This is a genomic window from Telluria sp. LT2P80 (genome assembly GCF_059685955.1).
On the sequence record NZ_JCASIO010000008.1, the window covers coordinates 246,340 to 267,275 of the forward strand.

Consider the following 20,936-nt stretch of genomic DNA (forward strand, 5'->3'; position numbering starts at 1 on the left):
CGCATAGCACACGACACTTTCGACGTTGCTGCTGAGTGTTATGACCCTACGATTCCGGAGCCCACATGCCTGATTACCCGATGAGTCCCCTGCAAGGCCAGATGATGGATGCACCGTTGCTGGTTTCCGGCATCATCGAATTCGCCGCGCGCCATTATGGCGATGGCGACATCGTCTCGCGCCGCGTCGAGGGCGACCTGCACCGCTACACCTGGCGCGATGCGGCCGCCCGCTCGCGCCAGTTGGCCAATGCGCTGGACAGCCTTGGCATCGCCATGGGCGACCGGGTGGCCACGCTGGCCTGGAACGGCTACCGGCACCTGGAACTGTATTACGGCGTCTCGGGTTCCGGCGCCGTGCTGCACACGATCAATCCCCGTCTGCACGCAGAACAGATCGCCTATATCGTCAACCACGCCGACGATCAGGTGCTGTTCTTCGACCTGACCTTCCTGCCGATTGTCGCTGCGCTTGCGCGCACCTGCACGGGCGTCAAGGCCTGGGTGGCCCTGTGCGACAGCGCGGCGCTGCCACGTGACAGTGGGATTGACACGCTGCTGTGCTACGAAGACCTGATCGGCGCGCACAGCGACGACTACGCGTGGCCGCAGTTCGACGAACGCTCGGCCGCCAGCCTGTGCTACACGTCCGGCACGACCGGCAACCCGAAAGGCGCGCTGTATTCGCACCGCTCGACGGTCCTGCATGCGTATGCATCGGCCATGCCGAATGCGCTCAATGTATCGTCGCGCGACGTCGTGCTGCCGGTGGTGCCGATGTTCCATGTGAACGCGTGGGGCTTGCCGTACTCGGTGCCGCTGTCGGGCGCCAAGCTGGTGTTTCCCGGGCCGGCGCTCGATGGGCGCTCGCTGTACGACCTGTTCGAAGGCGAGGGCGTGACGTTCTCGGCGGGCGTGCCCACGGTCTGGCTGGGCCTGGTCAACCACGTGATCGAGCACGATCTGGCGTTCTCCACGTTCTGCCGCACGGTGATCGGCGGTTCTGCCTGCCCGCCGGCGCTGATGGACACGCTGATGGACCGTTTCGGCATCGAGGTCGTGCATGCCTGGGGCATGACCGAGATGTCGCCGCTGGGCACAGCGTGCACATTGAACAGCGCGCATCAGGCACTGTCACCGGAGGCGCAGCGCGCCGTGCTGCGCAAGCAGGGCCACGCCATCTATGGGGTCGACATGAAAATTGTCGACGACGCTGGCGCCGAACTGGCCTGGGATGGCGTGACGTATGGCCATCTGCTGGTGAAGGGGCCGTGGGTCGTCTCCGGCTACTTCCGCGAGGAGGGCGGCAATGTGCTGGTCGATGGCTGGTTCCCGACGGGCGACGTGGCCACCATCGACGCCGACGGTTATCTGGCGATCACGGACCGCAGCAAGGACGTGATCAAGTCCGGCGGCGAATGGATCGGCACCATCGACCTGGAAAACGTGGCGATGGCGCATCCGGCCGTGCTGCAGGCCGCCTGCATCGGCGTCGCGCACCCGAAATGGGACGAGCGCCCGCTGCTGGTGGTCGTGCGCCGGCCCGGCATGAACGTCACGCGCGACGCGTTGATCAGCTGGTTCGACGGCAAGGTCGCGCGCTGGTGGACGCCGGACGACGTCGTGTTCGCCGACAGCTTGCCCGTCGGCGGCACCGGCAAGATCCAGAAGAACCGGTTGCGCGAGACGTATGCCCGGCATCGCCTGCCATCGGCGCAGGGCAGCGAAACATAGCTGTGCGCCGCATTTCACGCCGGGCGGGTAAAGTTGTGTCACTTTTAACAATCTTCTACTCACAGGAATTCCCATGCGCCTGCTTATCGCCCTCATTTTCCCGTGGCTGACGTTCTTCACGATCGGCCGTCCGATTGCCGGCGTCATCTGCCTGATCCTGCAAATCACGCTGGTCGGCTGGCTGCCCGCCGCGATCTGGGCCGTGTATGCGCTGAACGAGTACAAGACCGACAAGAAGATCGCTGAGGCGAGCCAGCGCGGCCAATTCTGAACGGGTAATCACCAGCCTGGCGTGCCCGAATAACACGTTCGTTCGTTTCTTTGCGGTATAGTTGGAAGCTCGGTCATTCCCACTTTCAGGAGACGAAATCGACATGAGCGCCGACTACCAGGTGCACGGCAGCGTTGCCGTCATCACGCTGCACAATCCCCCCGTCAACGGCCTTGGCCTGGCGACCCGCACGGCAGCCGTTGCCGGCATCCGGCAGGCCGAAGCCGACCCGGCCGTCACAGCCATCGTGATCACCGGCGCCGGCAAGGCGTTCTCGGGCGGCGCCGACATCCGGGAATTCACGTCCCCCAAAGCGCTCACCGAGCCCACGCTGCACACGCTGATCGCGACCGCAGAAGGCGCTGCCAAGCCGGTCGTTGCCGCAATCCACAGCGTGTGCATGGGCGGCGGCCTTGAGTTGGCGCTGGGCTGCCATTACCGCGTCGCGGCGCCCGGTGCGCAGATCGCGCTGCCCGAAGTCAAGCTGGGCCTGTTGCCGGGCGCGGGCGGCACGCAGCGCCTGCCGCGCATGCTGGGCCTGGAAAAGGCCCTCGACATGATCCTTACTGGCGCGCCAGTGTTGTCAGACAAACTGGCCGGGACGGCGCTGTTCGATCGTGTTTTCGATGCGGACGTCGACCTGCTGCCGGCTGCCATTGCGTTTGCCGAATCCATTGCCGCCGTGCGCCCGCTGCCCAAAGTGCGCGACCGCGCCGTCGCCCACCCGGACGCCGCCGGCTTCCTGGCAGCGGCGCGTGCCCGCGTCGATGCGATGGCCGGGCCATTTCCGGCGCCGCGCGAGTGCGTCGAAACAGTCGCCGCGTCAGTCACGGCTGACTCGTTCGAGGCCGGTTTGCAGTTCGAGCGCGAACGCTTCATGTACCTGACCACGACGCCTGAATCGAAGGCGCTGCGCCACGCATTCTTTGCCGAGCGCGCCGCCGGCAAGGTGCCGGGTGTGCCCCCCGACACCCAACCACGCCCGATTGCCAGTGCGGCCGTGGTGGGCGCCGGCACGATGGGCGCCGGCATCGCGATGACCTTCGCCAATGCCGGCATCCCGGTGACGATCCTCGAGACGAAGCAGGAAGCGCTCAACAAGGGACTGGCGAGCATCCGCACCGTGTATGAACGCAGCGTCGCCAAGGGCAAGCTCACGGCCGACAAACTGGCGCAGCGCATGGCCTCCATCACCGGCACGCTGTCGTATGACGCGCTGGCGCAGGCTGACATCGTCGTCGAAGCGGTGTTCGAGGACATGGGCGTCAAGGAGCTGGTGTTCCGTGAACTCGACAAACTGATGAAGCCGGGCGCAATCCTGGCCACCAATACCTCGTCGCTCGACGTGAATCGCATCGCTGCATTCACGGGCCGGCCACAGGACGTGATCGGCCTGCATTTCTTCAGCCCTGCGCACGTGATGAAGCTGCTCGAAATCGTGCGCGGCGCGCAGACTGCCCCCGACGTCCTGCTCACGGCGCTGGCGCTGGCGAAAAAACTCAGGAAGACGGGTGTGGTCTCGGGCGTCTGCGACGGCTTCATTGGCAACCGCATGCTCGAGCAGTATCTGCGCCAGGCGTACGACTTGCTGGAAGAAGGCGCGCTGCCGGAACAGGTCGACCGCGCGATCGAGGCGTTCGGCTTCGCGATGGGGCCATTCCGGATGAGCGACCTGGCCGGCAACGACATCGGCTGGCATATCCGCAAGCGGCGTGCGATCGAGTCACCGGACTTTGCCTATTCGAAGCTGCCGGACCTCTTGTGCGAGCGGGGCCGCTTCGGGCAAAAGACGGGCAGCGGCTGGTACGACTACCAGGCGGGCGCGCGGGCGGCCACACTTTCCGGCACCGTCGACGCGATGGTGACGCAGTATTCGGGCGAGATTGGTGTCGCGCGCCGCGCGATTGCGGACGCTGAAATCGTCGAGCGGCTCGTGTACGCGCTGGTTAACGAGGGCGCGAAGATCCTCGAAGAAGGCATCGCACTGCGGGCATCGGACATCGACATGGTCTACCTGAGCGGCTACGGCTTCCCGCTGCACCGTGGCGGGCCGATGCTGTATGCCGACATGGTCGGGTTGCCGGCCGTGCTGGCGGCAATCGAAGGCTTTGCGCGCGGGCGCAATGGGGAGGCGTGGACGCCAGCGCCGCTGCTGGTGCAACTGGCCGCGGCGAATGGCGCGTTCAACGCCTGAAGATAAAACGGCTTGATGCGTGGACGGCGCTGCCTTCCACGCATCAAGCAGACAACAAAACGACTAGTCGTTCGCGTAGATATTGTTGTCCTTGGTCTCCCGCACGAACAGCGCGCCGATCACGAACGTGGTCATGGCGATGATGATCGGGTACCACAGGCCGTAATAGATATCACCCTTGAACGCCACCAGTGCAAACGCCGTCGTCGGCAGCAGCCCGCCGAACCAGCCATTCCCGATGTGATACGGCAGCGACATCGACGTGTAGCGGATCCGGGTCGGGAACATCTCGACCAGCATCGCCGCGATCGGGCCATACACCATCGTCACGTACAGCACGAGGATGAACAGCAGCACGACCAGCATCGGCTTGTTGATCGCGGCCGGATCGGCTTTCTCCGGATAACCGGCGCTGGCCAGCGCCCCGTTGACCTCTTTCTTGAGCGCCGCTTCGCTGGCCTTGGAGGCATCGTTGAAGTTCAGGTTATCCGGCGTCATGACGGCGTTGAACGACTTGAACTCCGTCGTGCCGATCTTGATCGTGGCGACGGTGCCGGCTGGCGCATCGATGCGGTTGTAGCTGACCGAGGCGGCCGTCAGCATGCGCGTGGCGATATCGCACGATGACGGGAACTTGCGCGTGCCGGTCGCATCGATCTGGAAGCTGCAGGTCGCTGGATCGGCCACGACGAACACGGGCGCGGTGCGCAGCGCCGTTTCCAGTGCCGGATTGCCGTAGTGCGTGATGGCCTTGAAGATCGGGAAGTAGGTCGCCGCCGCAATCGCGCAGCCGCCCAGAATGATCCACTTGCGGCCGATCTTGTCCGACAGCGCGCCAAAGATGATGAAGAACGGCGTGGCCAACAGCAGGGCGATCGCGATCAGGATGTTGGCCGTCGGGTCGGCAATCTTGAGCGTCTTGGTCAGGAAGAACAGCGCGTAGAACTGGCCCGTGTACCAGACCACGGCCTGGCCCATCGTCAGGCCGAGCAGCGCCAGCAGAGCGATTTTGGCGTTCTTCGGTTTCAAAAAGGCTTCGGACAGCGGCGCTTTCGACGTCTTGCCTTCGGCCTTCATCTTGGCAAACGCCGGCGACTCGTTCATCGACAGCCGGATCCAGACCGAAATCCCGAGCAGCACGACCGAGATCAGGAACGGAATGCGCCAGCCCCAGGCCTGGAATTCTTCTTCGCCGATCAGCGTGCGGGTACCGAGGATGACGAGCAGCGACAGGAACAGGCCGATCGTCGCGGTGGTCTGGATGAACGCCGTGAACAGGCCGCGCTTGCCGTGTGGCGCATGCTCGGCCACGTAGGTTGCCGCGCCGCCGTACTCGCCGCCCAGCGCCAGGCCCTGCAGGATGCGCAGCGTGACGAGAATGATCGGCGCGGCGATGCCGATCTGTGCGTAACTGGGCAGGATGCCGACGAGGAAGGTAGACGCGCCCATCAGCAGGATCGTGATCAGGAACGTGTACTTGCGGCCGATCATGTCGCCCAGGCGGCCGAACACGAGTGCACCGAACGGGCGCACGATGAAGCCGGCGGCAAAGGCCAGCAGTGCAAAGATGAAGGTAGTGTTGGGGTCGCCAATGAAGAACTGCTTGGCGATGATCGTGGCGAGCGAGCCGTACAGGTAAAAATCGTACCATTCGAACACGGTGCCGAGCGAGGAAGCAGCAATGACCTTGCGCTCTTCCTTGGTCAGGCCGGCGGTGGTGGTGGGAGGTGGTACGGCGCCGACAGTGTTGCCGGGTGTGATGGCCATGGGTGGTCTCCGTTCATTGTTTTGTGTTTAAGCGGAAAGGCTGATTGTTGGTCAGCCAACCCAATGTGCGCCTCGAACCTTACGCGAATCTTGCAAAAAGGGTGGCCGGATCCCCTTGGTGTAAATATGTTTTTTGTACGGTTTTGGCGAACGGTCATGCGGTCGCTATACTGGTTGCGAAGGGCAGGCAATGCTGCCCACGATGCATACAACAGGAGAACGAATGATCAAGCACATCGTCATGTGGAAGCTGAAGGAAGAGGCCGAAGGCGCGGACCGCGCAACCAATGCACGCGAGATGAAACGCCGGCTCGAAGAATGCGCCGCGATCGTCCCCGGCATCATCACGTTCGAAGTCACACTGGCCCAGCCCGACCTCGAAGCGACCTACGATATCGTGCTGTATTCCGAATTTGCCGACCGCGCAGCGCTGGCGGCGTATGTCGCCCACCCGGTGCACCAGGCTGTGATGCCCTTCATCGGCGCGATCCGCGAAGGCCGCCAGTGCATGGATTACGAAGTCTGACCCCGCCGTTCTGACCGGAGGCCATATGCGCACCACGCAGCAACTGTTTTCACTGGAGGGCAAGACCGCCATCGTCACCGGCGGCTCGCGCGGGCTCGGCCTGCAGATGGCGCAGGCGCTGGGCGAGCAGGGCGCGCGCCTGATCCTCACGTCGCGCAAGCAGGAAGAACTCGACGCCGCCGTCGCCCGGCTGCACGATCTGGGCATCGAGGCGAGCTGCTTTGCGGGCGACCTGTCCGACCCGGCGCACGCAACAAGTCTGGTCGAGACGGCCTTGGCGCGCCTGGGTCACGTCGATATCCTGATCAACAATGCCGGCGCTACCTGGGGCGCACCGGCCGAGGATTATCCGCTCGAGGCGTGGGACAAGGTCATGAACCTGAACGTGCGCTCGGTATTCCTCGTGGCGCAGGCGGTCGGCAAGCTGTCGATGATCCCACGCCGCTACGGGCGCATCGTCAATATCGCGTCGATTGCCGGCCTGTCGGGCAACCCACCGCACGCCATGCAGACCATTGCCTACAACACGTCCAAGGGTGCGGTGGTCAACTTCACGCGCACGCTGGCAGGCGAATGGGGCCGCCATGGCATCACGGTCAATGCGATCGCGCCCGGCTTTTTCCCATCGAAGATGACCAAGGGCGTGCTGGCCGCCTACGGCGCCGAAGGCCTGGCAGCCGCTGCGCCGCTGGGCCGGTTGGGCGACGACGAAGACCTGAAAGGCGCGGTGGTGCTGTTTGCCTCCGACGCCGGCAAGCACATCACGGGACAAATACTGGCGGTCGATGGCGGCGTGACTGCTGTCTGACGGTTGTCTCAACGTTCGGTCAAAGGACAAGACGATGGATGATTTCAAAGGCAAGGTCGCGGTCATCACGGGCGCGGCCAGTGGCATGGGCCGCGAGTTTGCCACCATGGCGGCCAGCCTGGGCATGAAGCTGGTGCTGGGCGACGTGCAGCGCAAGCCGCTCGAGAAAGCTGCCGAGGAATTGATGGACGGCGGCGCCGAGGTCATCGCGATGGTGTGCGATGTGCGCAAGAGCGCGCACGTGCAGGAGCTGGCCGATTCGGCGATGGCGCGCTTCGGCGCGGTGCACCTGGTGTTCAACAATGCGGGCGTTGGCGCTGGTGGCCTGATCTGGGAAAATTCGAAGGAAGACTGGGAGTGGGTGCTGGGCGTGAACCTGTACGGCGTCGTCAACGGCGTGCGCGCGTTCATCCCGGTGATGCTGGAATGCGCGGCCAAGGATCCTGCGTACCGGGGCTATGTCGTCAACACGGCGTCGATGGCGGGGCTGATCAATTCACCGGCTCTGGGCCTGTACAACGTGTCCAAGCATGCGGTGGTGGCCCTGACCGAAACGCTGTATCACGACCTCAAGCTGGTCGATGCGCCGATCGGCACGTCGGTGCTGTGCCCGTACTTCATCCCGACGCAGATCGCGCAGTCGCACCGGCACCGGCCGGACGAACTGCGCACCGACGAGATCATGACGGCCAGCCAGCTGGCGGCGCAGGCACTGACCGAGAAAGCCGTCGGCTCGGGCAAGGTGTCCGCGGCGCAGGTGGCGCAACTGACGTTCGATGCCATCCGCGCCGAGCGCTTTTATGTATTCTCGCATCCGCAGGCGCTGGGCACCGTGGCCGAGCATGCCGATGCGCTCGTACATGGCCGGCAGCCGCCGGACCCGTATGCGGCCACGCCGCACCTTCGCGACATCCTGAAGGCGGGCCTGAAGGGCCGCCGCTAAGCGGCCAAACGTTTACTGCGTCAGGCTTCGACCTGCTCGCCCGGCACCACGACGCGCTCGTGCAGGTCGGGCGCGCCGTTGAGGTACAGCTTGACGACCGTCGACGTGCGCGTGCCGTACTCCTCGGACTCGATGCAGACCGACGACAGCATCCGCTCCATCTCGAGTGGCACGCCCGTCTCGGGTAACCGCAGATCGGGTGCACGGGTCGTGTCGGCCAGCATTTCAAAGTACGCGTCTTCCGGCGCGCCCTGGCACAAGAGGCTCGCGAACTGCGCTTTCGTGCGCAGCACCTTGGGCCACGGCGCGTCGAGCAGGCCGTTCGAGATGCCGTAGATCCGGCCACGCTCGAGCGGCTGCCCGTTGCGCGGGTCGTGTTGCCCGCGGTTGGAGTACCAGTACAGCGTCTCGCCGTCGCCCAGCACCAGGTTGTAGCCGTTGTAGTGGTCCGGCTGCGCCGCGAGCTGCGCGACGTAGGCGCCGGCATCGAGCTCGCCCGCCAGGTAGTCGGCCACCAGCGCGCCCCGTGTCGGCGCATCGGGCTGACGTTCGCCCGGGCTGCGGATATTGGTCAACGCGGCAAAGCGGGGGCCGTTGGGGCCCGTGAGTGACACGCCCATCCAGCTGCCGCCGCCTTGAAGGTCGCGTCCGGCGATCACGTGCGGATGTTCGGGCCAGGGCGCGGCGGGCAGGGCCGGGCGGTCATAGAATTCATCGCGGTTGGCGGCGGCAATAACGGGCACGCCAGGGACGACGTGCCATGCAAAGACGATCAGGCACATGGCGGCAACTCCGTAAAGACTTCGACACGGCGCGGGCCGGCGAGCAAGGATTCGAATCCGGCTTCGTCGACGGCGCGCGCGAGCGCGGCGTCAAAGCCAAAGGGGACGGACGGGTAGACTTCCATCCAGGTTTGCAGGCCATCCTGGTTGCCGGGCCTGCGCTTGAGCTGTACGCTCACGCCTTCGCTGGCGACGAGGGCTGCCTGCATCGCGCGCACCAGCGGGGCCAGTTGCGCGGTGTCGGCGTCGCGCACCTTGTAATACACGTACAGGTCGGAGACGGACAAATCGGCCATCGTCAGTCGTCGATCGCGTCGAGGCTGTACGGCATTGGCAGGAAGCTTACGCGCGCACCGGTGGCCGAACCCAGGCGCACGTCTTCCGTCAGCTGCGCCAGCTTGATTTCGACCAGCGCGTCGGCGCCGCCGATGCCGTTGGGCGCGACGTTGACGACCATGCCGCATGGCTGGCTCGGGTCGAGCAACGAAAAGACTTCGTCGCCGGCGCGTGCACCCGCGTCGTCAATACGGGCCAGCGCAGCGCGGCGCTTGATCTTGCCGAGGTACTTGGTGCGTGCGACGATTTCCTGGCCTGGATAGCAGCCCTTCTTGAAATTGACGCCACCGAGCAGCTCCAGATTGATCATCTGCGGGACGAACTGTTCCTGCGTGGCGGGGCCCACCTGCGGCTCGGCCGCGTGGATCGTCGCCAGTTGCCAGGCCTGGTCGCCGCCGACGGCGAGCTGCGTGCCCAATGCGGACAGTGCAGCACTTGCCGTCTCGGCGGACGTGAGCCACAGGTAGCGCGGCGCGCCGAACGCATCGTTCAGGCGCAGCACGGTGCCGAACGCGCCATCCGTTTTGGTCATCGGCGTGGCCGGCAGCGTTGACACGATCTGGCCGAGCGCCGCTTGTGCGCGCGCGCCGCCCAGGCCGAGCACCGTGGCGAATGGCGCCGCTTCGGTTGCATCGACAAGTTTGGCCTTCGAGCGCATGACGAACATCGACAGCCGTTTCTGCAGCGGCGCCTGGATCGCGCGCGGCAGTTGCAGATAGACGGCATCGACGTCGCGCCACATCAGGAAGCTTGCCTGCAGGCGGCCCTTCGGCGTGCAGAACCCCGCGAAGCGCACGTCCGTTGCTGTCAGGTGCTCGACGTCGTTGGTCAGTTGCGTGTGCAGGAATTTGGCAGCGTCGTCACCGCTCACGGCGATCAGGCCCTGGTCGCGTACCGTCGCGATGAAGCCGGCGGTGACGTCGTCGAGCGTGAGCTGCGGGCCAGTCTCGATGGCCTGCGCGGCGACCGCGAGCTGGTCGTGACCGGATGCTGGCGAAGGCGTGTTCTGGATGTCTGTCTGGGTCGTCATCAAAATCCGCTAATATTTAGGCAATTAGGCTTTATCATTACGGCCTCATTATAGAGTTGTGTGGAAAATCGCGCCGGGCGCGGTCCATTTCGCACGTTGACCGCGCAAAGACATGGCACTGATAAAAAAATTACTCGTTACCGGCGTCATCGTTTCCGTCGCCGCCGCCAGCGGCTTTGCCTGGTGGACTAAGCAGGCCTTGCCCGTCCCCGGTGCCCCGATTGAATTTTCGATCAACCCCGGCAGTGGCGTGGCCGCCAGCGCGCAGCAGATGGCCGCCGCCGGCGTGCCCGTCAACCCGACGCTGTTCGTGCTGCTGGCGCGCCTGACGGGCGACGCGGGCCGCATCAAGGCTGGTAGCTATGAACTCAAGCCGAACACATCGCCGCGCCGCCTGCTGTCGCAACTGGTGCGCGGCGAATTCGCGCAAGAAGCCGTGACGATCATCGAAGGCTGGAGCTTCAAGCAGATGCGCCAGGCGATCAGCAGCCACACGCGCCTGAAGCACGATACCGTCAAGCTGACCGACGCCGAACTGATGGCGAAAATCTCGACCGAGTACAAGGATCCGGAAGGCCTGTTCTTCCCCGATACCTATCTGTTCGCGAAGGGCTCGTCCGAGATCGAGATCTACCGCCGCGCGCACCAGGCCATGCTGGATCACCTGAACGAAGCTTGGGAAAAGCGCAACAAGGAGCTGCCGTACAAGACGCCGTACGAGGCGCTGATCATGGCCTCGATCGTCGAGAAGGAAACGGGGCAGAAGAGCGAACGCACGATGATTGCCGGCGTGTTCGTCAACCGCCTGCGCACCGGGATGCTGCTGCAGACCGATCCGACCGTCATCTACGGCATGGGCGACGCGTTCGTCGGCAAGATCGGCAAGAAGGACCTGCTGACCGACACGCCGTACAATACCTACACGCGCGGCGGCTTGCCGCCCACGCCGATCTCGCTGCCCGGCCTGCAATCGCTGCAGGCGGCGCTCGCGCCGGCCGAGACGCCGGCGCTGTATTTCGTCTCGCGCGGCGACGGCACCAGCCAGTTCTCCAGCAATCTGCCGGACCATAACCGCGCCGTGAATCGCTACCAGCGCGGGATCACCACCCAATGACAGAAAGTTGTTCCATGCAGGGCAAGTTCATCACGTTCGAAGGCATCGACGGCGCCGGAAAATCGACCCATATCGGTTTCGTCACCGATTTTCTTGCAACGCACGGCAAGACCGTTGTCGCCTCGCGCGAGCCGGGCGGCACGCCGCTGGGCGAAAAGCTGCGCGACGTGCTGCTGCACGAAACGATGCATCTGGAGACCGAGGCGCTGCTGATGTTCGCCAGCCGCCGCGAACATATCGCGCAGGTGATTGCGCCGCAGCTGGCGCAGGGTGACTGGGTGCTGTCGGACCGGTTCACCGATGCCAGTTTCGCGTACCAGAGCGGTGGCCGCGGCCTGTCGCGCGAGAAAATGGAAGCACTCGAGGCATGGGTGCATCCAGCGCTGCAGCCGGACCTGACGCTGCTGTTCGACGTGCCGCTCGACGTGGCGCGCGAACGGCTTGCGGCCTCGCGCACGCTCGACAAGTTCGAGCGCGAGCAGGCTGAATTCTTTGGCCGGTGCCGCGCCGAGTACCTGCGCCGCGCGGCGCAGTTCCCGCAGCGCTTCGTGGTCGTCGATTCGACGCGCAGCATCGAGGCGATCCAGCGCGAACTCGCGGATGTCCTGGAGCGCCTGCTGTGACGATGTATCCGTGGCAGGGCGCCGCCTGGACGCAACTGCAGGCGCTGCGCGCGCGCATGCCGCACGCGATCCTGTTCCACGGCCCGGCCGGCACCGGCAAGGCCGATTTCATCGAAGCGTTTGCCCAGGCGCTGCTGTGCGAGAACGCCCGGCCGGACGGCCAGGCGTGCGGCGTCTGCGCATCGTGCGGCTGGTTTGCCCAGCACAACCATCCCGATTACCGCCGGGTGCGGCCCGAAGCACTCGAGGACGAACCGGGCGCGGGCGACGAGGAAGGCGACGGCGATCGGAAATCGAAGTCGACCAAGGCGCCGTCGAAAGAAATCAAGATCGAGCAGATCCGCGCGCTGGCCGACTTCATGAATATCTCGACGCACCGCCAGGGCTTGCGCGTCGTGGTGCTGTATCCGGCCGAGGCGCTCAATACACCGGCCTCGAACGCGCTGCTCAAGACGCTGGAAGAACCGCCACCGGGCACCGTGTTCCTGCTGTCGTCCAATAGCCTGGACCGGCTGCTGCCGACGATACTGTCACGCTGCCGCAAGTTTGCGCTGCCGATGCCGTCGCACGATGACGCGCTGGCGTGGCTCAACGCGCAAAGCGTGCCGGATGCCGACAGCTGGCTGCGCGAGCAGGGCGGGGCGCCGCTGGCGGCGCTGGCCGCGTCGGCACACGGCAGCCGCGAAGAACTCGACGTGCTGCTCGCGTTTCTGGCGCGCCCGGCGCCGGATGCGGCGCTGCGCGCGGCCGACAAGCTGGCCAAGGCCGAGCTGCCGGCATTGGTGGCGTGGACCCAGCGCTGGCTGTACGATGTGTTTTCGTACAAATTGTCGGGCAAGATCCGCTACTACCCGCGCTACCAGAAAGAGCTGGCGGCGCTGGCCGGCCGGGCGCAGACGAACAGCCTGCTGCGCGCGATCAAGGCCATGAACGAGCGGCGCGCAGTGGCCGATCATCCGCTGTCGGCAAAATTATTTGTCGAGGACATGCTGCTTGAGTACACTGGCTGCTGTACATGAGAGGACCACGATGAGCGCCAATCCGCCAGATGCAACCGCAGCCCAGGCCCCGCGGCCGTCCGTGCTGTCGCTGGCGATCAAGGAAAAGGCAGCGCTCTATGCGGCCTACATGCCGTTCCTGCGCAATGGCGGCATGTTCGTCCCGACCACCAAGCCCTACCAGATCGGCGACGAGATCTACCTGATCCTGGCGCTGATGGACGACCCGAACAAATACCCGATTGCCGGCACCGTCGCCTGGATCACGCCGGCGGGCGCCAATAACAACAAGGCGCAAGGCATCGGCGTGCATTTCCCGGCCGACGAATCGGGCCAGCGCGCCCGCCAGCGCATCGAAGAAATTCTCGGCGCCGCGCTGCGTTCGTCGCGCGCCACCCATACTCTGTAACTCACCAAATTTTGTAACTAACCCATCCCTGCTGCATGCCTTCCTACGTCCATCGCCTGGCACGACGCGACGACCTGCCGGTCATCGTCGATATCTATAATTCCACCATCGCCTCGCGCGACGTGACGGCCGATACCGAACCGGTATCGGTGCAGTCGCGCGAAGCCTGGTTCAACGAGCACACGCCCGACCGGCGCCCGCTGTGGGTGATCCACGATGCGCTCGATACGAGCGAGCAGCCGGCCGTCATTGGCTGGCTGTCGTACTCGAACTTCTATGGCCGGCCGGCGTATTCGGGCACGGCCGAAGTCTCGATCTATATCGCCGAAAGCGCGCGCGGCCAGGGCCTGGGGCGCTATTGCCTGGAGCTGGCGATCGCGTTCGCGCCCGAGGTCAAGGTGCACACGCTGCTGGGCTTCATCTTTGGCCACAATGCGCCGAGCCTGGCGCTGTTCGGTAAGTACGGGTTCGAGACCTGGGCCAACTTCCCGCGCGTGGCGAACCTCGATGGCATCGAGCGAGATCTGATCATTCTGGGCAAGCGGGTGGCCTGAGCGCGTAGGCTGCGCCCGTGCTGCGGCCGGGCGCCTCGCGTACAATGGCGGGATGTTTATCGATTCCCACTGCCACATCAATTTTCCGGAACTGGCCGCCCGCATGCCCGAGGTGCTGGCCAAAATGGCCGAGAACCAGGTCACGCATGCCCTGTGCGTGTCGGTCGACCTGCCGGACTTTCCGCAAGTGCTCGCGCTGGCCGAGCAGTATCCGCATATCTTTGCCTCGGTCGGCGTGCATCCCGACTACGAGGAGACCCCTGAGCCGACCGTGCAGCAGCTGGTCGACCTGGCGGACCATCCGAAGATCGTCGCCATCGGCGAGACGGGCCTGGATTACTACCGCCTCAAGGGTGACCTCGAATGGCAGCGCGAGCGATTTCGCGTGCATATCCGCGCGTCGCGTGAGACGCGTAAACCCCTGATCATCCATACGCGCGCCGCCAGCGAAGACACGATCCGCCTGATGAAGGAAGAGGGCGCCGGCACCGACGCCGGTGGCGTGGCGGGCGTGATGCATTGTTTCACCGAGTCGCTGGAAGTGGCGCAGGCGGCGATGGAGCAGGGCTTCTATATCTCGTTCTCGGGCATCGTCACGTTTAAAAGCGCCAAGGATCTGCAGGCAGTGGCGCTGGCCGTGCCGCTCGAGCGCATGCTGATCGAGACCGATTCGCCGTATCTGGCGCCGGTGCCGTTTCGTGGCCGCATGAACGAGCCAGGGTATGTGGCGCATGTGGCCGAGTACATCGCCACGCTCAAGGGCGTGTCGCTGCGCGATGTCGCGACGCAGACGAGCGGGAACTTCTTCAACCTGTTCCAGACAGCCAGGAGCTGACGCATGCGGATTGTTCGTTCGATGGTGCGCGTGTGCGCGGGCGGTGTGCTGAGTGTGGTGGCCGTCGGTGCCATCGCTGCCCAGGCGCCGAATGAAAAGCAGGTGTCGTCGTTCTTCCGCGCCGTGCAGATGGACGATGCGAGCACCGTGCGCAAGATGGTCGGCACGATCGTCAACGCCAACGAACTCAATCCGCTGGGTGGCGAGCCGGCGCTGGTACTGGCGATCCGCGAAGGCTCGACGGCGGTCGTGCAGGATCTGCTGGCGCATCCGGGCACCGACCTGGAACGCAAGGCAGTCAACGGCAACACGGCACTGATGATGGCAGCGTTCAAGCGTGATGGCGACACCGTGCGCGCGCTGCTGGACAAGGGCGCAAAGGTCAACCAGCCCGGCTGGACAGCGCTGCATTACGCAGCCGCCAGCGGCGACGCCGCGATCGCGCAACTGCTGATCGAGCGTGGCGCGAAGCTCGATGCGCTGTCGCCGCGCCCGTCCGGCGCCGTGACGCCGTTGATGATGGCGGCGCGCGAGGGACAGGATGGAATCGTGCGCCTGTTACTGGCCAAGGGCGCGAATGCGGGCCTGAAGAATACCGAAGGCTTCACCGCCGCCCAGCTGGCAAAGCAGGCCGGGCACGACAAACTGGCCGGACTGCTGTCCGGCCGGTAAAGAGTGGCGAACGGCGTCCGGATTGAATTGGACGTTATTTGCCCCTCACCTCGACAGATTGCGCGCAGGAAAGAGTATCCATAATAGTCCTACGGTCCCACAACACAGGACGACGAGGATAATCATGCTGAACGAACGCGAAATCGAAAGCTGCTACCTGGGGCAGTTCATTCCAGTCCACTACCATCACAATATGCTGATGGACCAGAACCGGATGCACAGCTTCAAGTCCGCCATCCACTACTCGGTATTCCCCGGCGCCAAGGTGCTGGAACTGGGCGGCGGCACGGGCGTGCTGTCGTTCTTCGCGGCGCAAAAAGCATCGAAAGTCTATTGCGTCGAATACAACCCTGACATGGTGCGCGAAGCGCGCCGTTTCCTGGCCATGAACCCGAACGGCCACAAAGTCGAAGTCGTCCACGCCGACGCATTCGACTACCTGCCACCGGAGCCGGTCGATGTTGTCATCTGCGAAATGATCCACGTCGGCATGCTGCGTGAAAAACAGGTCGAAGTGATCGAATCGTTCAAGCGCCGCTACCTGGCCAAATTCGGCGGCCCGCTGCCGCTGTTCATGCCGGAAGCCGTCATCATGGCTGTCCAGCCGCTCCAGCAGGAATACGATTTCGACGGCTTCTACGCCCCGATCGTCCAGTTCCAGGAAACCGGCGTCGTCCAGCCCGGCACCATCGAGCTGTCGCAGCCCGCCGTCTACAGCATCATCGACTTCGGCCAACCGGTCGACAGCCTGATCGCCTGGGAAGGCTCGGTCCTGATCGAACAGTCCGGCACCCTGAACGCCATGCGCTTCGTGACGAAAAACGTCCTGGCCATCGTGCAGGAGCAAGCCACCACGATCGACTGGCTGAACCACTACATGACGCTGCCGCTCTACGCGCCCATCACCGTCAAAGCCGGCGACCTGCTGCGCCTGTCTTTCGCCTACCGCGCCGGCGGCTCGATCCCATCCCTGCAAGCCTCGATCCAGGCCGACGTCGTCACCCAATCCGTCACCGAACAAATCCCCGAATACGCCTAACCCCCAACCAGGGTCAGTGTCGAATTGTTTGACAACTTCAGTAAATCAGTTGCTCAATAATTCTACCCTGACCCCAATTGATGGGTCATTGCTCGACGGATAGATAGGGTCAGTGTCGAATTGTTTGCCAACTTCAGTCAATCAGTTGCTCAATAATTCGACACTGACCCTAATTGTTTGGATTGAGCCTTATGGCTATTGCCTGGGCCGTTTATCGGGGTAGGCGACCGTTCGTGCCGGGGAAATGACCATGCGTCGGATGGGGGTGGCCTGTTGAAGATGGTGGCCGGTAAAGTGCCTTCATGGTCAACGTGGAGGCAATATGCTGAGTTTTCTGGTGTGGGTGCTGCTGTTGATGGTGTGCTGGCCGATTGCGTTGCTGGCGCTGCTGATCTATCCGGTCGTGTGGCTGTTGCTGCTGCCGTTCAGGCTGCTAGGGATCGGTGTCGATGCCGTGTTCAATCTGCTCAAAGCCATTGTCATGCTGCCTGCGCGGGTATTGGGGCAGCAACCGGGTCGCTGATGACGTTATGGCATGACTGAGTGTTGGGCAATTAACAGACGCGTCGAGCGCGATCTTCTACTGTGAAGATGCTCGCTTTCATTCGAAAGCAAACATTAAATAGAGGAAATAATATGCGCCTGGATATCTATCGCCGAGCTGAACATGATGGCAAGTTTTCGTACCTGGCCGTCCCGGAATCGAAAAGCATTCCTGAAGAAGCCACCAACACCGATTGGGAAGTCGAAGCCCAGGGCTACGAGGTGGAAGACAACACCGATGCGATCAAGGATTTCGACATCGAACACCTGAGCGACCAGATCGCTGAAAAAGGGTACGCGATCACGTCGGTGACGCACTAAGATTTCGCCGGCGGGCCCTCACGCCCGTCAACTCTCCTCCATCGGCAAGCGCGCAATTCGCCCCTTGCCGATGGGCCGGCATCTCTCCCTGAGAACCTGGCCCGCCCGCAACGGCCCCATAGCCGTTGTGGTATTCTGCGTCCTTGATCAAGCAAGCCAGCCACGCGATGGACTGGGATGGAGGATGGTATGAAGTGGGTTGTCGTCGGTTTTTACGTGTTATCGATCCTGCACATCCATTTCCGCGGCCGAGTCCGTCTACCGTTTCGTCGCCAGATTTTCGATCACTCGTCGTTCATGGCGCCGATCAATATCTTCATGCACAAGTTTTCGCGCGTACCCAATACGCCGTTTACACCGCTCTCCGAATTCCCCGAACTGGCCCGCCTGCAAGAGAACTGGCCGATCATCCGCGCCGAAGCCGAGAGCATGCTCGCGCTCAAAAAGATCAAGGCTGCCGAGCAGAACGATGATGCCGGTTTCAATTCCTTCTTCAAGAATGGCTGGAAGCGTTTCTACCTGAAATGGTATGACGCCAGCCACCCGTCGGCCGAGCGCCTGTGCCCGCAGACCTATGCGCTGCTGCAGTCGATCCCGTCCGTCAAGGCCGCGATGTTCGCCGAGCTGCCACCTGGCGGCAAGCTCAATCCGCACCGCGATCCGTTTGCCGGCTCGATGCGCTATCACCTGGGCCTGGCCACGCCAAACGATGACCGCTGCTTCATCGAAGTCGATGGCGAGCGCCACAGCTGGCGCGATGGCCAGGGCGTCGTGTTTGACGAAACCTATATCCACTGGGCGATCAATGGCAGCGACAGCGACCGCATCATCCTGTTCTGCGATGTCGAGCGCCCGATGCGCTATCGCTGGATGCAGAGCGTGAATCGCTGGCTCGGCCGCAACCTGATGACGGCCGCCGCATCGCCCAACGAAACGGGCGACCAGGTGGGCCTGGTCAGCAAGCTGTTCCGCATTTCGTTCTACATGGGCCAGTACCGCCGCCGTTTCAAGGCGTGGAACAAGACCGCGTACAACATCACGCGCGTGGCGCTGGTTATCGCACTGGCTGCATTCATTTACTGGATCTGACGTACGCCAACCGCGCCGATAGTCAGACGACACGTCAGAGACGACACGTCAGAGACGACACGACAAGCCATTGTAGCGAAACCGGCATCTTTGCCGATCTCGCTACAATGGCTTTTCTGTTTTCACCTATCGGAGAAGTCCATGGCAAAAGTACTGGTTCTGTATTACTCGACCTACGGTCACATTGAAACGATGGCCAATGCAATGGCGGAAGGCGCACGCGGTGCCGGTGCAACGGTCGACGTGAAGCGCGTCCCTGAAACCGTCCCCGAAGACATCGCCAAGAACGGCCACTTCAAGCTGGAGCAGTCTGCGCCCATCGCGAAGGTAGATGAGCTGGAGCACTACGACGCGATCATCATCGGCGCACCAACGCGCTACGGCCGCATGCCGAGCCAGATGGCGGCCTTCCTCGACCAGACCGGCGGCCTGTGGGCGCGTGGCGCCCTGAACGGCAAAGTCGGCGGCGCCTTCACATCGACGGCCACCCAGCACGGCGGCCAGGAAACCACGCTGTTTTCGATCATCACGAATCTGATGAACCTGGGCCTGACCATCGTCGGTCTGCCATACAGCTACCAGCAGCAGATGACGCTCGACGAAGTCGCCGGCGGCAGCCCGTACGGTGCGACGACGATTGCCGGTGGCAAGGGCGAGCGTCAGCCAAGCGAGATCGACCTGGGCGGTGCGCGCCACCAGGGCAAGCTGATCGCCGAGACCGCCGCCAAGCTGTTCGGCTGATCGGGCGGGCGCCATCACCATGACCGATCTCTCCGCATTCCCCATCACGCAACGATGGCCGGCGCAGCATCCGGACCGGCTGCAGCTGTACTCGATGCCGACGCCCAATGGGGTCAAGATTCCGATCATGCTGGAAGAGATCGGCATGCAGTACGAAGTGCACAAGGTCGACTTCGCGAAGGACGAACAGCATGCGCCGGCCTTCCTGTCGCTCAACCCGAACAACAAGATCCCGGCGATCATCGACCCGGACGGCCCCGGCGGCCAGCCGCTGCCGCTGTTCGAGTCGGGCGCCATCCTGATCTACCTGGCGGACAAGTCCGGTAAGCTCATGCCTCAGGACCCGGCCGCGCGCTATCAGGTCATCCAGTGGGTGATGTTCCAGATCGGCAGCGTGGGGCCGATGTTTGGCCAGCTCGGTTTTTTCCATAAGTTTGCCGGCAAGGACTATGAGGACAAGCGCCCCCGCGACCGCTACGCCGACGAGTCACGTCGCCTGCTGGGCGTGATCGAGGGCCAACTGGCGCAGCATGCCTGGATCGCTGGCGACGAATTCACGATCGCCGATATCGCGATCTTCCCCTGGATTAATGGCCTGCTGAATTTCTACGAAGCAGGGGATCTGGTCGGCATCGAGAACTGCCCGCACGTGTCGGCCGCGCTCGCTACATTCCTCGCGCGCCCAACCGTGCAAAAAGGGCTCAAGATCCCGGCATGATCAAGCCGGCAAATCCGCCTCAATAAGGACTGGCCGTGGGCCGTACGATCAGCTCGCTGACATCCACGTCGGCCGGCTGATCGATCGCGAACCCGATCGCCCGTGCAATGGCTTCCGGCTTGATCGCCACCTTGCGAAACTCGCGCATCGCGGCGCGCGCAGCAGAGTCCGAAATCGACTCGGCCAGGTCCGACTCCACGACGCCAGGCGACACCAGCGTGACGCGGATCGCGCCGCCGACCTCTTGCCGCAAGCCCTCGGTGATCGCTGCCACGGCGAACTTGGTCGCGCAATACACTGCCGCTGTCGGGCTGACCGCATAGGCACCGATCGACGCGATATTGATGATCTGACCACTGCCACGCGTCTGCATGCCGGGCAGCACGGCAGCAATCCCGTGCAACACGCCGCGGATATTCACGTCGATCATCTGGTTCCATTCATCGATCTTCAAAGCGTCGAGTTTCGACAGCGGCATGACGCCCGCATTATTGACGAGGACATCGATCCGGCCATGGCAGTCGAGCGCGAAGTCGGCGAACGCCGTCATGCTTTCCATGCTGGTGACGTCGAGCCGGGCGACGTCGGCAGTGCCGCCCGAAGCCCGGATCACGCTTGCCAGCGCGACCAATTGCTCGACGCGGCGCGCGCCAAGGACGACGCGGTGCCCCTGTGCGGCGAGAAAACGGGCGGTAGCTTCACCAATGCCGCTGCTGGCGCCCGTGATGAGGATGACTTTCGATGCGTGTTCCATGCTGTGCTCCCTGGTGTGTTGACAGTGGCGCAAGTATGGGCATCGGGCGTGGCGTTGCCCATGCCGAAACCTCGGCATCGATTGCACGATCCTCCGGAAATGAACAACGGCGCCCGCAGGCGCCGTTAGGTTGACA

Annotated in this window: 24 protein-coding genes; 19 read left to right on the top strand and 5 right to left on the bottom strand. The window is 63.6% G+C overall.

What is annotated here, in order from left to right:
- The first annotated feature begins 65 nt into the window (after positions 1-65).
- The 3 genes from AC56LW_RS19965 (at position 66) to AC56LW_RS19975 (ending at position 4,198) form a co-directional block, all read left to right on the top strand.
- Positions 66-1,733 (top strand): 3-(methylthio)propionyl-CoA ligase, encoded by a 1,668-nt coding sequence (locus tag AC56LW_RS19965; protein ID WP_499637045.1) that lies wholly within the window; start codon positions 66-68, stop codon positions 1,731-1,733.
- A gap of 73 nt (positions 1,734-1,806) precedes the next feature.
- Positions 1,807-2,004, top strand: a complete 198-nt coding sequence (locus AC56LW_RS19970; protein WP_258834116.1) for a YqaE/Pmp3 family membrane protein — start codon at positions 1,807-1,809, stop codon at positions 2,002-2,004.
- A 103-nt stretch (positions 2,005-2,107) separates the two neighbouring features.
- Entirely contained in the window at positions 2,108-4,198 is a 2,091-nt protein-coding gene (locus tag AC56LW_RS19975; RefSeq protein WP_499637047.1) for a 3-hydroxyacyl-CoA dehydrogenase NAD-binding domain-containing protein, read from the top strand.
- A gap of 63 nt (positions 4,199-4,261) precedes the next feature.
- On the opposite strand, the gene AC56LW_RS19980 is transcribed toward AC56LW_RS19975, so the two are convergent.
- Positions 4,262-5,965, bottom strand: a complete 1,704-nt coding sequence (locus tag AC56LW_RS19980) for an MFS transporter (protein ID WP_499637049.1) — start codon at positions 5,963-5,965, stop codon at positions 4,262-4,264.
- Between the two features lie 223 nt (positions 5,966-6,188).
- Between AC56LW_RS19980 and AC56LW_RS19985 the strand changes: the two genes are divergently transcribed.
- The 3 genes from AC56LW_RS19985 to AC56LW_RS19995 are packed head-to-tail and all read left to right on the top strand — an operon-like array spanning position 6,189 to position 8,242.
- A complete protein-coding gene (locus AC56LW_RS19985) occupies positions 6,189-6,491 on the top strand; it encodes a Dabb family protein (protein WP_499637051.1) in 303 nt (100 codons plus the stop codon).
- Positions 6,492-6,516: 25 nt separating this feature from the next.
- Positions 6,517-7,299: an SDR family oxidoreductase gene (locus tag AC56LW_RS19990; RefSeq protein WP_499637052.1), complete on the top strand. Its 783-nt coding sequence runs from the start codon at positions 6,517-6,519 to the stop codon at positions 7,297-7,299.
- Between the two features lie 34 nt (positions 7,300-7,333).
- Positions 7,334-8,242: an SDR family oxidoreductase gene (locus AC56LW_RS19995; protein WP_499637054.1), complete on the top strand. Its 909-nt coding sequence runs from the start codon at positions 7,334-7,336 to the stop codon at positions 8,240-8,242.
- 20 nt (positions 8,243-8,262) lie between these two features.
- On the opposite strand, the gene AC56LW_RS20000 is transcribed toward AC56LW_RS19995, so the two are convergent.
- Genes AC56LW_RS20000 through ygfZ form a run of 3 tightly spaced genes read right to left on the bottom strand, consistent with a single transcriptional unit; the run spans position 8,263 to position 10,390 of the window.
- On the bottom strand, positions 8,263-9,024 hold the full coding sequence (locus AC56LW_RS20000) for an NRDE family protein (protein ID WP_499637056.1): 762 nt from the start codon (positions 9,022-9,024) through the stop codon (positions 8,263-8,265).
- Complete coding sequence (locus AC56LW_RS20005; protein WP_499637058.1) at positions 9,015-9,320, bottom strand: DUF4936 family protein; 306 nt, start codon at positions 9,318-9,320, stop codon at positions 9,015-9,017. Before AC56LW_RS20005 ends, AC56LW_RS20000 begins: the two co-directional genes overlap by 10 nt.
- A gap of 2 nt (positions 9,321-9,322) precedes the next feature.
- Positions 9,323-10,390 carry a CAF17-like 4Fe-4S cluster assembly/insertion protein YgfZ gene (gene ygfZ, locus AC56LW_RS20010; protein WP_499637060.1) on the bottom strand — a complete coding sequence of 356 codons (1,068 nt, stop codon included), beginning with the start codon at positions 10,388-10,390 and terminating at the stop codon, positions 9,323-9,325.
- 112 nt (positions 10,391-10,502) lie between these two features.
- Between ygfZ and mltG the strand changes: the two genes are divergently transcribed.
- The 13 genes from mltG (at position 10,503) to AC56LW_RS20075 (ending at position 20,046) form a co-directional block, all read left to right on the top strand.
- Positions 10,503-11,504 carry an endolytic transglycosylase MltG gene (mltG, locus tag AC56LW_RS20015; protein WP_332532140.1) on the top strand — a complete coding sequence of 334 codons (1,002 nt, stop codon included), beginning with the start codon at positions 10,503-10,505 and terminating at the stop codon, positions 11,502-11,504.
- A 14-nt stretch (positions 11,505-11,518) separates the two neighbouring features.
- Positions 11,519-12,127 (top strand): dTMP kinase, encoded by a 609-nt coding sequence (gene tmk / locus AC56LW_RS20020; protein WP_499637062.1) that lies wholly within the window; start codon positions 11,519-11,521, stop codon positions 12,125-12,127.
- A 2-nt stretch (positions 12,128-12,129) separates the two neighbouring features.
- Positions 12,130-13,146 (top strand): DNA polymerase III subunit delta', encoded by a 1,017-nt coding sequence (locus AC56LW_RS20025; RefSeq protein ID WP_332532161.1) that lies wholly within the window; start codon positions 12,130-12,132, stop codon positions 13,144-13,146.
- A 10-nt stretch (positions 13,147-13,156) separates the two neighbouring features.
- Positions 13,157-13,534: a PilZ domain-containing protein gene (locus AC56LW_RS20030; RefSeq protein WP_332532138.1), complete on the top strand. Its 378-nt coding sequence runs from the start codon at positions 13,157-13,159 to the stop codon at positions 13,532-13,534.
- A 35-nt stretch (positions 13,535-13,569) separates the two neighbouring features.
- On the top strand, positions 13,570-14,088 hold the full coding sequence (locus AC56LW_RS20035) for a GNAT family N-acetyltransferase (protein ID WP_332532137.1): 519 nt from the start codon (positions 13,570-13,572) through the stop codon (positions 14,086-14,088).
- A gap of 52 nt (positions 14,089-14,140) precedes the next feature.
- Positions 14,141-14,923: a TatD family hydrolase gene (locus AC56LW_RS20040; RefSeq protein ID WP_499637064.1), complete on the top strand. Its 783-nt coding sequence runs from the start codon at positions 14,141-14,143 to the stop codon at positions 14,921-14,923.
- 3 nt (positions 14,924-14,926) lie between these two features.
- Positions 14,927-15,595, top strand: coding sequence for an ankyrin repeat domain-containing protein (locus AC56LW_RS20045; protein ID WP_499637066.1), 669 nt, complete (start codon positions 14,927-14,929; stop codon positions 15,593-15,595).
- 124 nt (positions 15,596-15,719) lie between these two features.
- Positions 15,720-16,634, top strand: coding sequence for a class I SAM-dependent methyltransferase (locus tag AC56LW_RS20050; protein WP_499637068.1), 915 nt, complete (start codon positions 15,720-15,722; stop codon positions 16,632-16,634).
- Positions 16,635-16,956: 322 nt separating this feature from the next.
- Complete coding sequence (locus AC56LW_RS20055; RefSeq protein ID WP_332532133.1) at positions 16,957-17,157, top strand: hypothetical protein; 201 nt, start codon at positions 16,957-16,959, stop codon at positions 17,155-17,157.
- Between the two features lie 113 nt (positions 17,158-17,270).
- Positions 17,271-17,498, top strand: a complete 228-nt coding sequence (locus AC56LW_RS20060) for a DUF6139 family protein (protein WP_499502180.1) — start codon at positions 17,271-17,273, stop codon at positions 17,496-17,498.
- Between the two features lie 189 nt (positions 17,499-17,687).
- Positions 17,688-18,587: a lipid A hydroxylase LpxO gene (lpxO, locus tag AC56LW_RS20065; RefSeq protein WP_332532131.1), complete on the top strand. Its 900-nt coding sequence runs from the start codon at positions 17,688-17,690 to the stop codon at positions 18,585-18,587.
- Between the two features lie 141 nt (positions 18,588-18,728).
- Positions 18,729-19,328, top strand: a complete 600-nt coding sequence (gene wrbA / locus AC56LW_RS20070; protein WP_482898716.1) for an NAD(P)H:quinone oxidoreductase — start codon at positions 18,729-18,731, stop codon at positions 19,326-19,328.
- A 19-nt stretch (positions 19,329-19,347) separates the two neighbouring features.
- A complete protein-coding gene (locus AC56LW_RS20075) occupies positions 19,348-20,046 on the top strand; it encodes a glutathione binding-like protein (RefSeq protein WP_499637071.1) in 699 nt (232 codons plus the stop codon).
- A 19-nt stretch (positions 20,047-20,065) separates the two neighbouring features.
- Here AC56LW_RS20075 and AC56LW_RS20080 read toward each other — a convergent pair whose 3' ends face one another.
- Positions 20,066-20,800, bottom strand: a complete 735-nt coding sequence (locus tag AC56LW_RS20080; RefSeq protein WP_499637073.1) for an SDR family oxidoreductase — start codon at positions 20,798-20,800, stop codon at positions 20,066-20,068.
- Between the last annotated feature and the right edge of the window lie 136 nt (positions 20,801-20,936).

What these genes read in the sequence shown, in the direction of transcription:
- ygfZ (WP_499637060.1), bottom strand. Translation starts at nt 10,390, where the DNA reads ATGACGACCCAGACAGACATCCAGAACACGCCTTCGCCAGCATCCGGT.
- AC56LW_RS20030 (WP_332532138.1), top strand. Translation starts at nt 13,157, where the DNA reads ATGAGCGCCAATCCGCCAGATGCAACCGCAGCCCAGGCCCCGCGGCCG.
- AC56LW_RS20040 (WP_499637064.1), top strand. Translation starts at nt 14,141, where the DNA reads ATGTTTATCGATTCCCACTGCCACATCAATTTTCCGGAACTGGCCGCC.
- AC56LW_RS19970 (WP_258834116.1), top strand. Translation starts at nt 1,807, where the DNA reads ATGCGCCTGCTTATCGCCCTCATTTTCCCGTGGCTGACGTTCTTCACG.
- AC56LW_RS19990 (WP_499637052.1), top strand. Translation starts at nt 6,517, where the DNA reads ATGCGCACCACGCAGCAACTGTTTTCACTGGAGGGCAAGACCGCCATC.
- mltG (WP_332532140.1), top strand. Translation starts at nt 10,503, where the DNA reads ATGGCACTGATAAAAAAATTACTCGTTACCGGCGTCATCGTTTCCGTC.
- AC56LW_RS20060 (WP_499502180.1), top strand. Translation starts at nt 17,271, where the DNA reads ATGCGCCTGGATATCTATCGCCGAGCTGAACATGATGGCAAGTTTTCG.
- AC56LW_RS20005 (WP_499637058.1), bottom strand. Translation starts at nt 9,320, where the DNA reads ATGGCCGATTTGTCCGTCTCCGACCTGTACGTGTATTACAAGGTGCGC.
- AC56LW_RS19965 (WP_499637045.1), top strand. Translation starts at nt 66, where the DNA reads ATGCCTGATTACCCGATGAGTCCCCTGCAAGGCCAGATGATGGATGCA.
- AC56LW_RS20035 (WP_332532137.1), top strand. Translation starts at nt 13,570, where the DNA reads ATGCCTTCCTACGTCCATCGCCTGGCACGACGCGACGACCTGCCGGTC.
- AC56LW_RS20025 (WP_332532161.1), top strand. Translation starts at nt 12,130, where the DNA reads ATGTATCCGTGGCAGGGCGCCGCCTGGACGCAACTGCAGGCGCTGCGC.
- AC56LW_RS20075 (WP_499637071.1), top strand. Translation starts at nt 19,348, where the DNA reads ATGACCGATCTCTCCGCATTCCCCATCACGCAACGATGGCCGGCGCAG.
- wrbA (WP_482898716.1), top strand. Translation starts at nt 18,729, where the DNA reads ATGGCAAAAGTACTGGTTCTGTATTACTCGACCTACGGTCACATTGAA.
- AC56LW_RS20050 (WP_499637068.1), top strand. Translation starts at nt 15,720, where the DNA reads ATGCTGAACGAACGCGAAATCGAAAGCTGCTACCTGGGGCAGTTCATT.
- lpxO (WP_332532131.1), top strand. Translation starts at nt 17,688, where the DNA reads ATGAAGTGGGTTGTCGTCGGTTTTTACGTGTTATCGATCCTGCACATC.
- AC56LW_RS20055 (WP_332532133.1), top strand. Translation starts at nt 16,957, where the DNA reads ATGCTGAGTTTTCTGGTGTGGGTGCTGCTGTTGATGGTGTGCTGGCCG.
- AC56LW_RS20045 (WP_499637066.1), top strand. Translation starts at nt 14,927, where the DNA reads ATGCGGATTGTTCGTTCGATGGTGCGCGTGTGCGCGGGCGGTGTGCTG.
- AC56LW_RS19975 (WP_499637047.1), top strand. Translation starts at nt 2,108, where the DNA reads ATGAGCGCCGACTACCAGGTGCACGGCAGCGTTGCCGTCATCACGCTG.
- AC56LW_RS19980 (WP_499637049.1), bottom strand. Translation starts at nt 5,965, where the DNA reads ATGGCCATCACACCCGGCAACACTGTCGGCGCCGTACCACCTCCCACC.
- AC56LW_RS19985 (WP_499637051.1), top strand. Translation starts at nt 6,189, where the DNA reads ATGATCAAGCACATCGTCATGTGGAAGCTGAAGGAAGAGGCCGAAGGC.
- AC56LW_RS19995 (WP_499637054.1), top strand. Translation starts at nt 7,334, where the DNA reads ATGGATGATTTCAAAGGCAAGGTCGCGGTCATCACGGGCGCGGCCAGT.
- AC56LW_RS20080 (WP_499637073.1), bottom strand. Translation starts at nt 20,800, where the DNA reads ATGGAACACGCATCGAAAGTCATCCTCATCACGGGCGCCAGCAGCGGC.
- tmk (WP_499637062.1), top strand. Translation starts at nt 11,519, where the DNA reads ATGCAGGGCAAGTTCATCACGTTCGAAGGCATCGACGGCGCCGGAAAA.
- AC56LW_RS20000 (WP_499637056.1), bottom strand. Translation starts at nt 9,024, where the DNA reads ATGTGCCTGATCGTCTTTGCATGGCACGTCGTCCCTGGCGTGCCCGTT.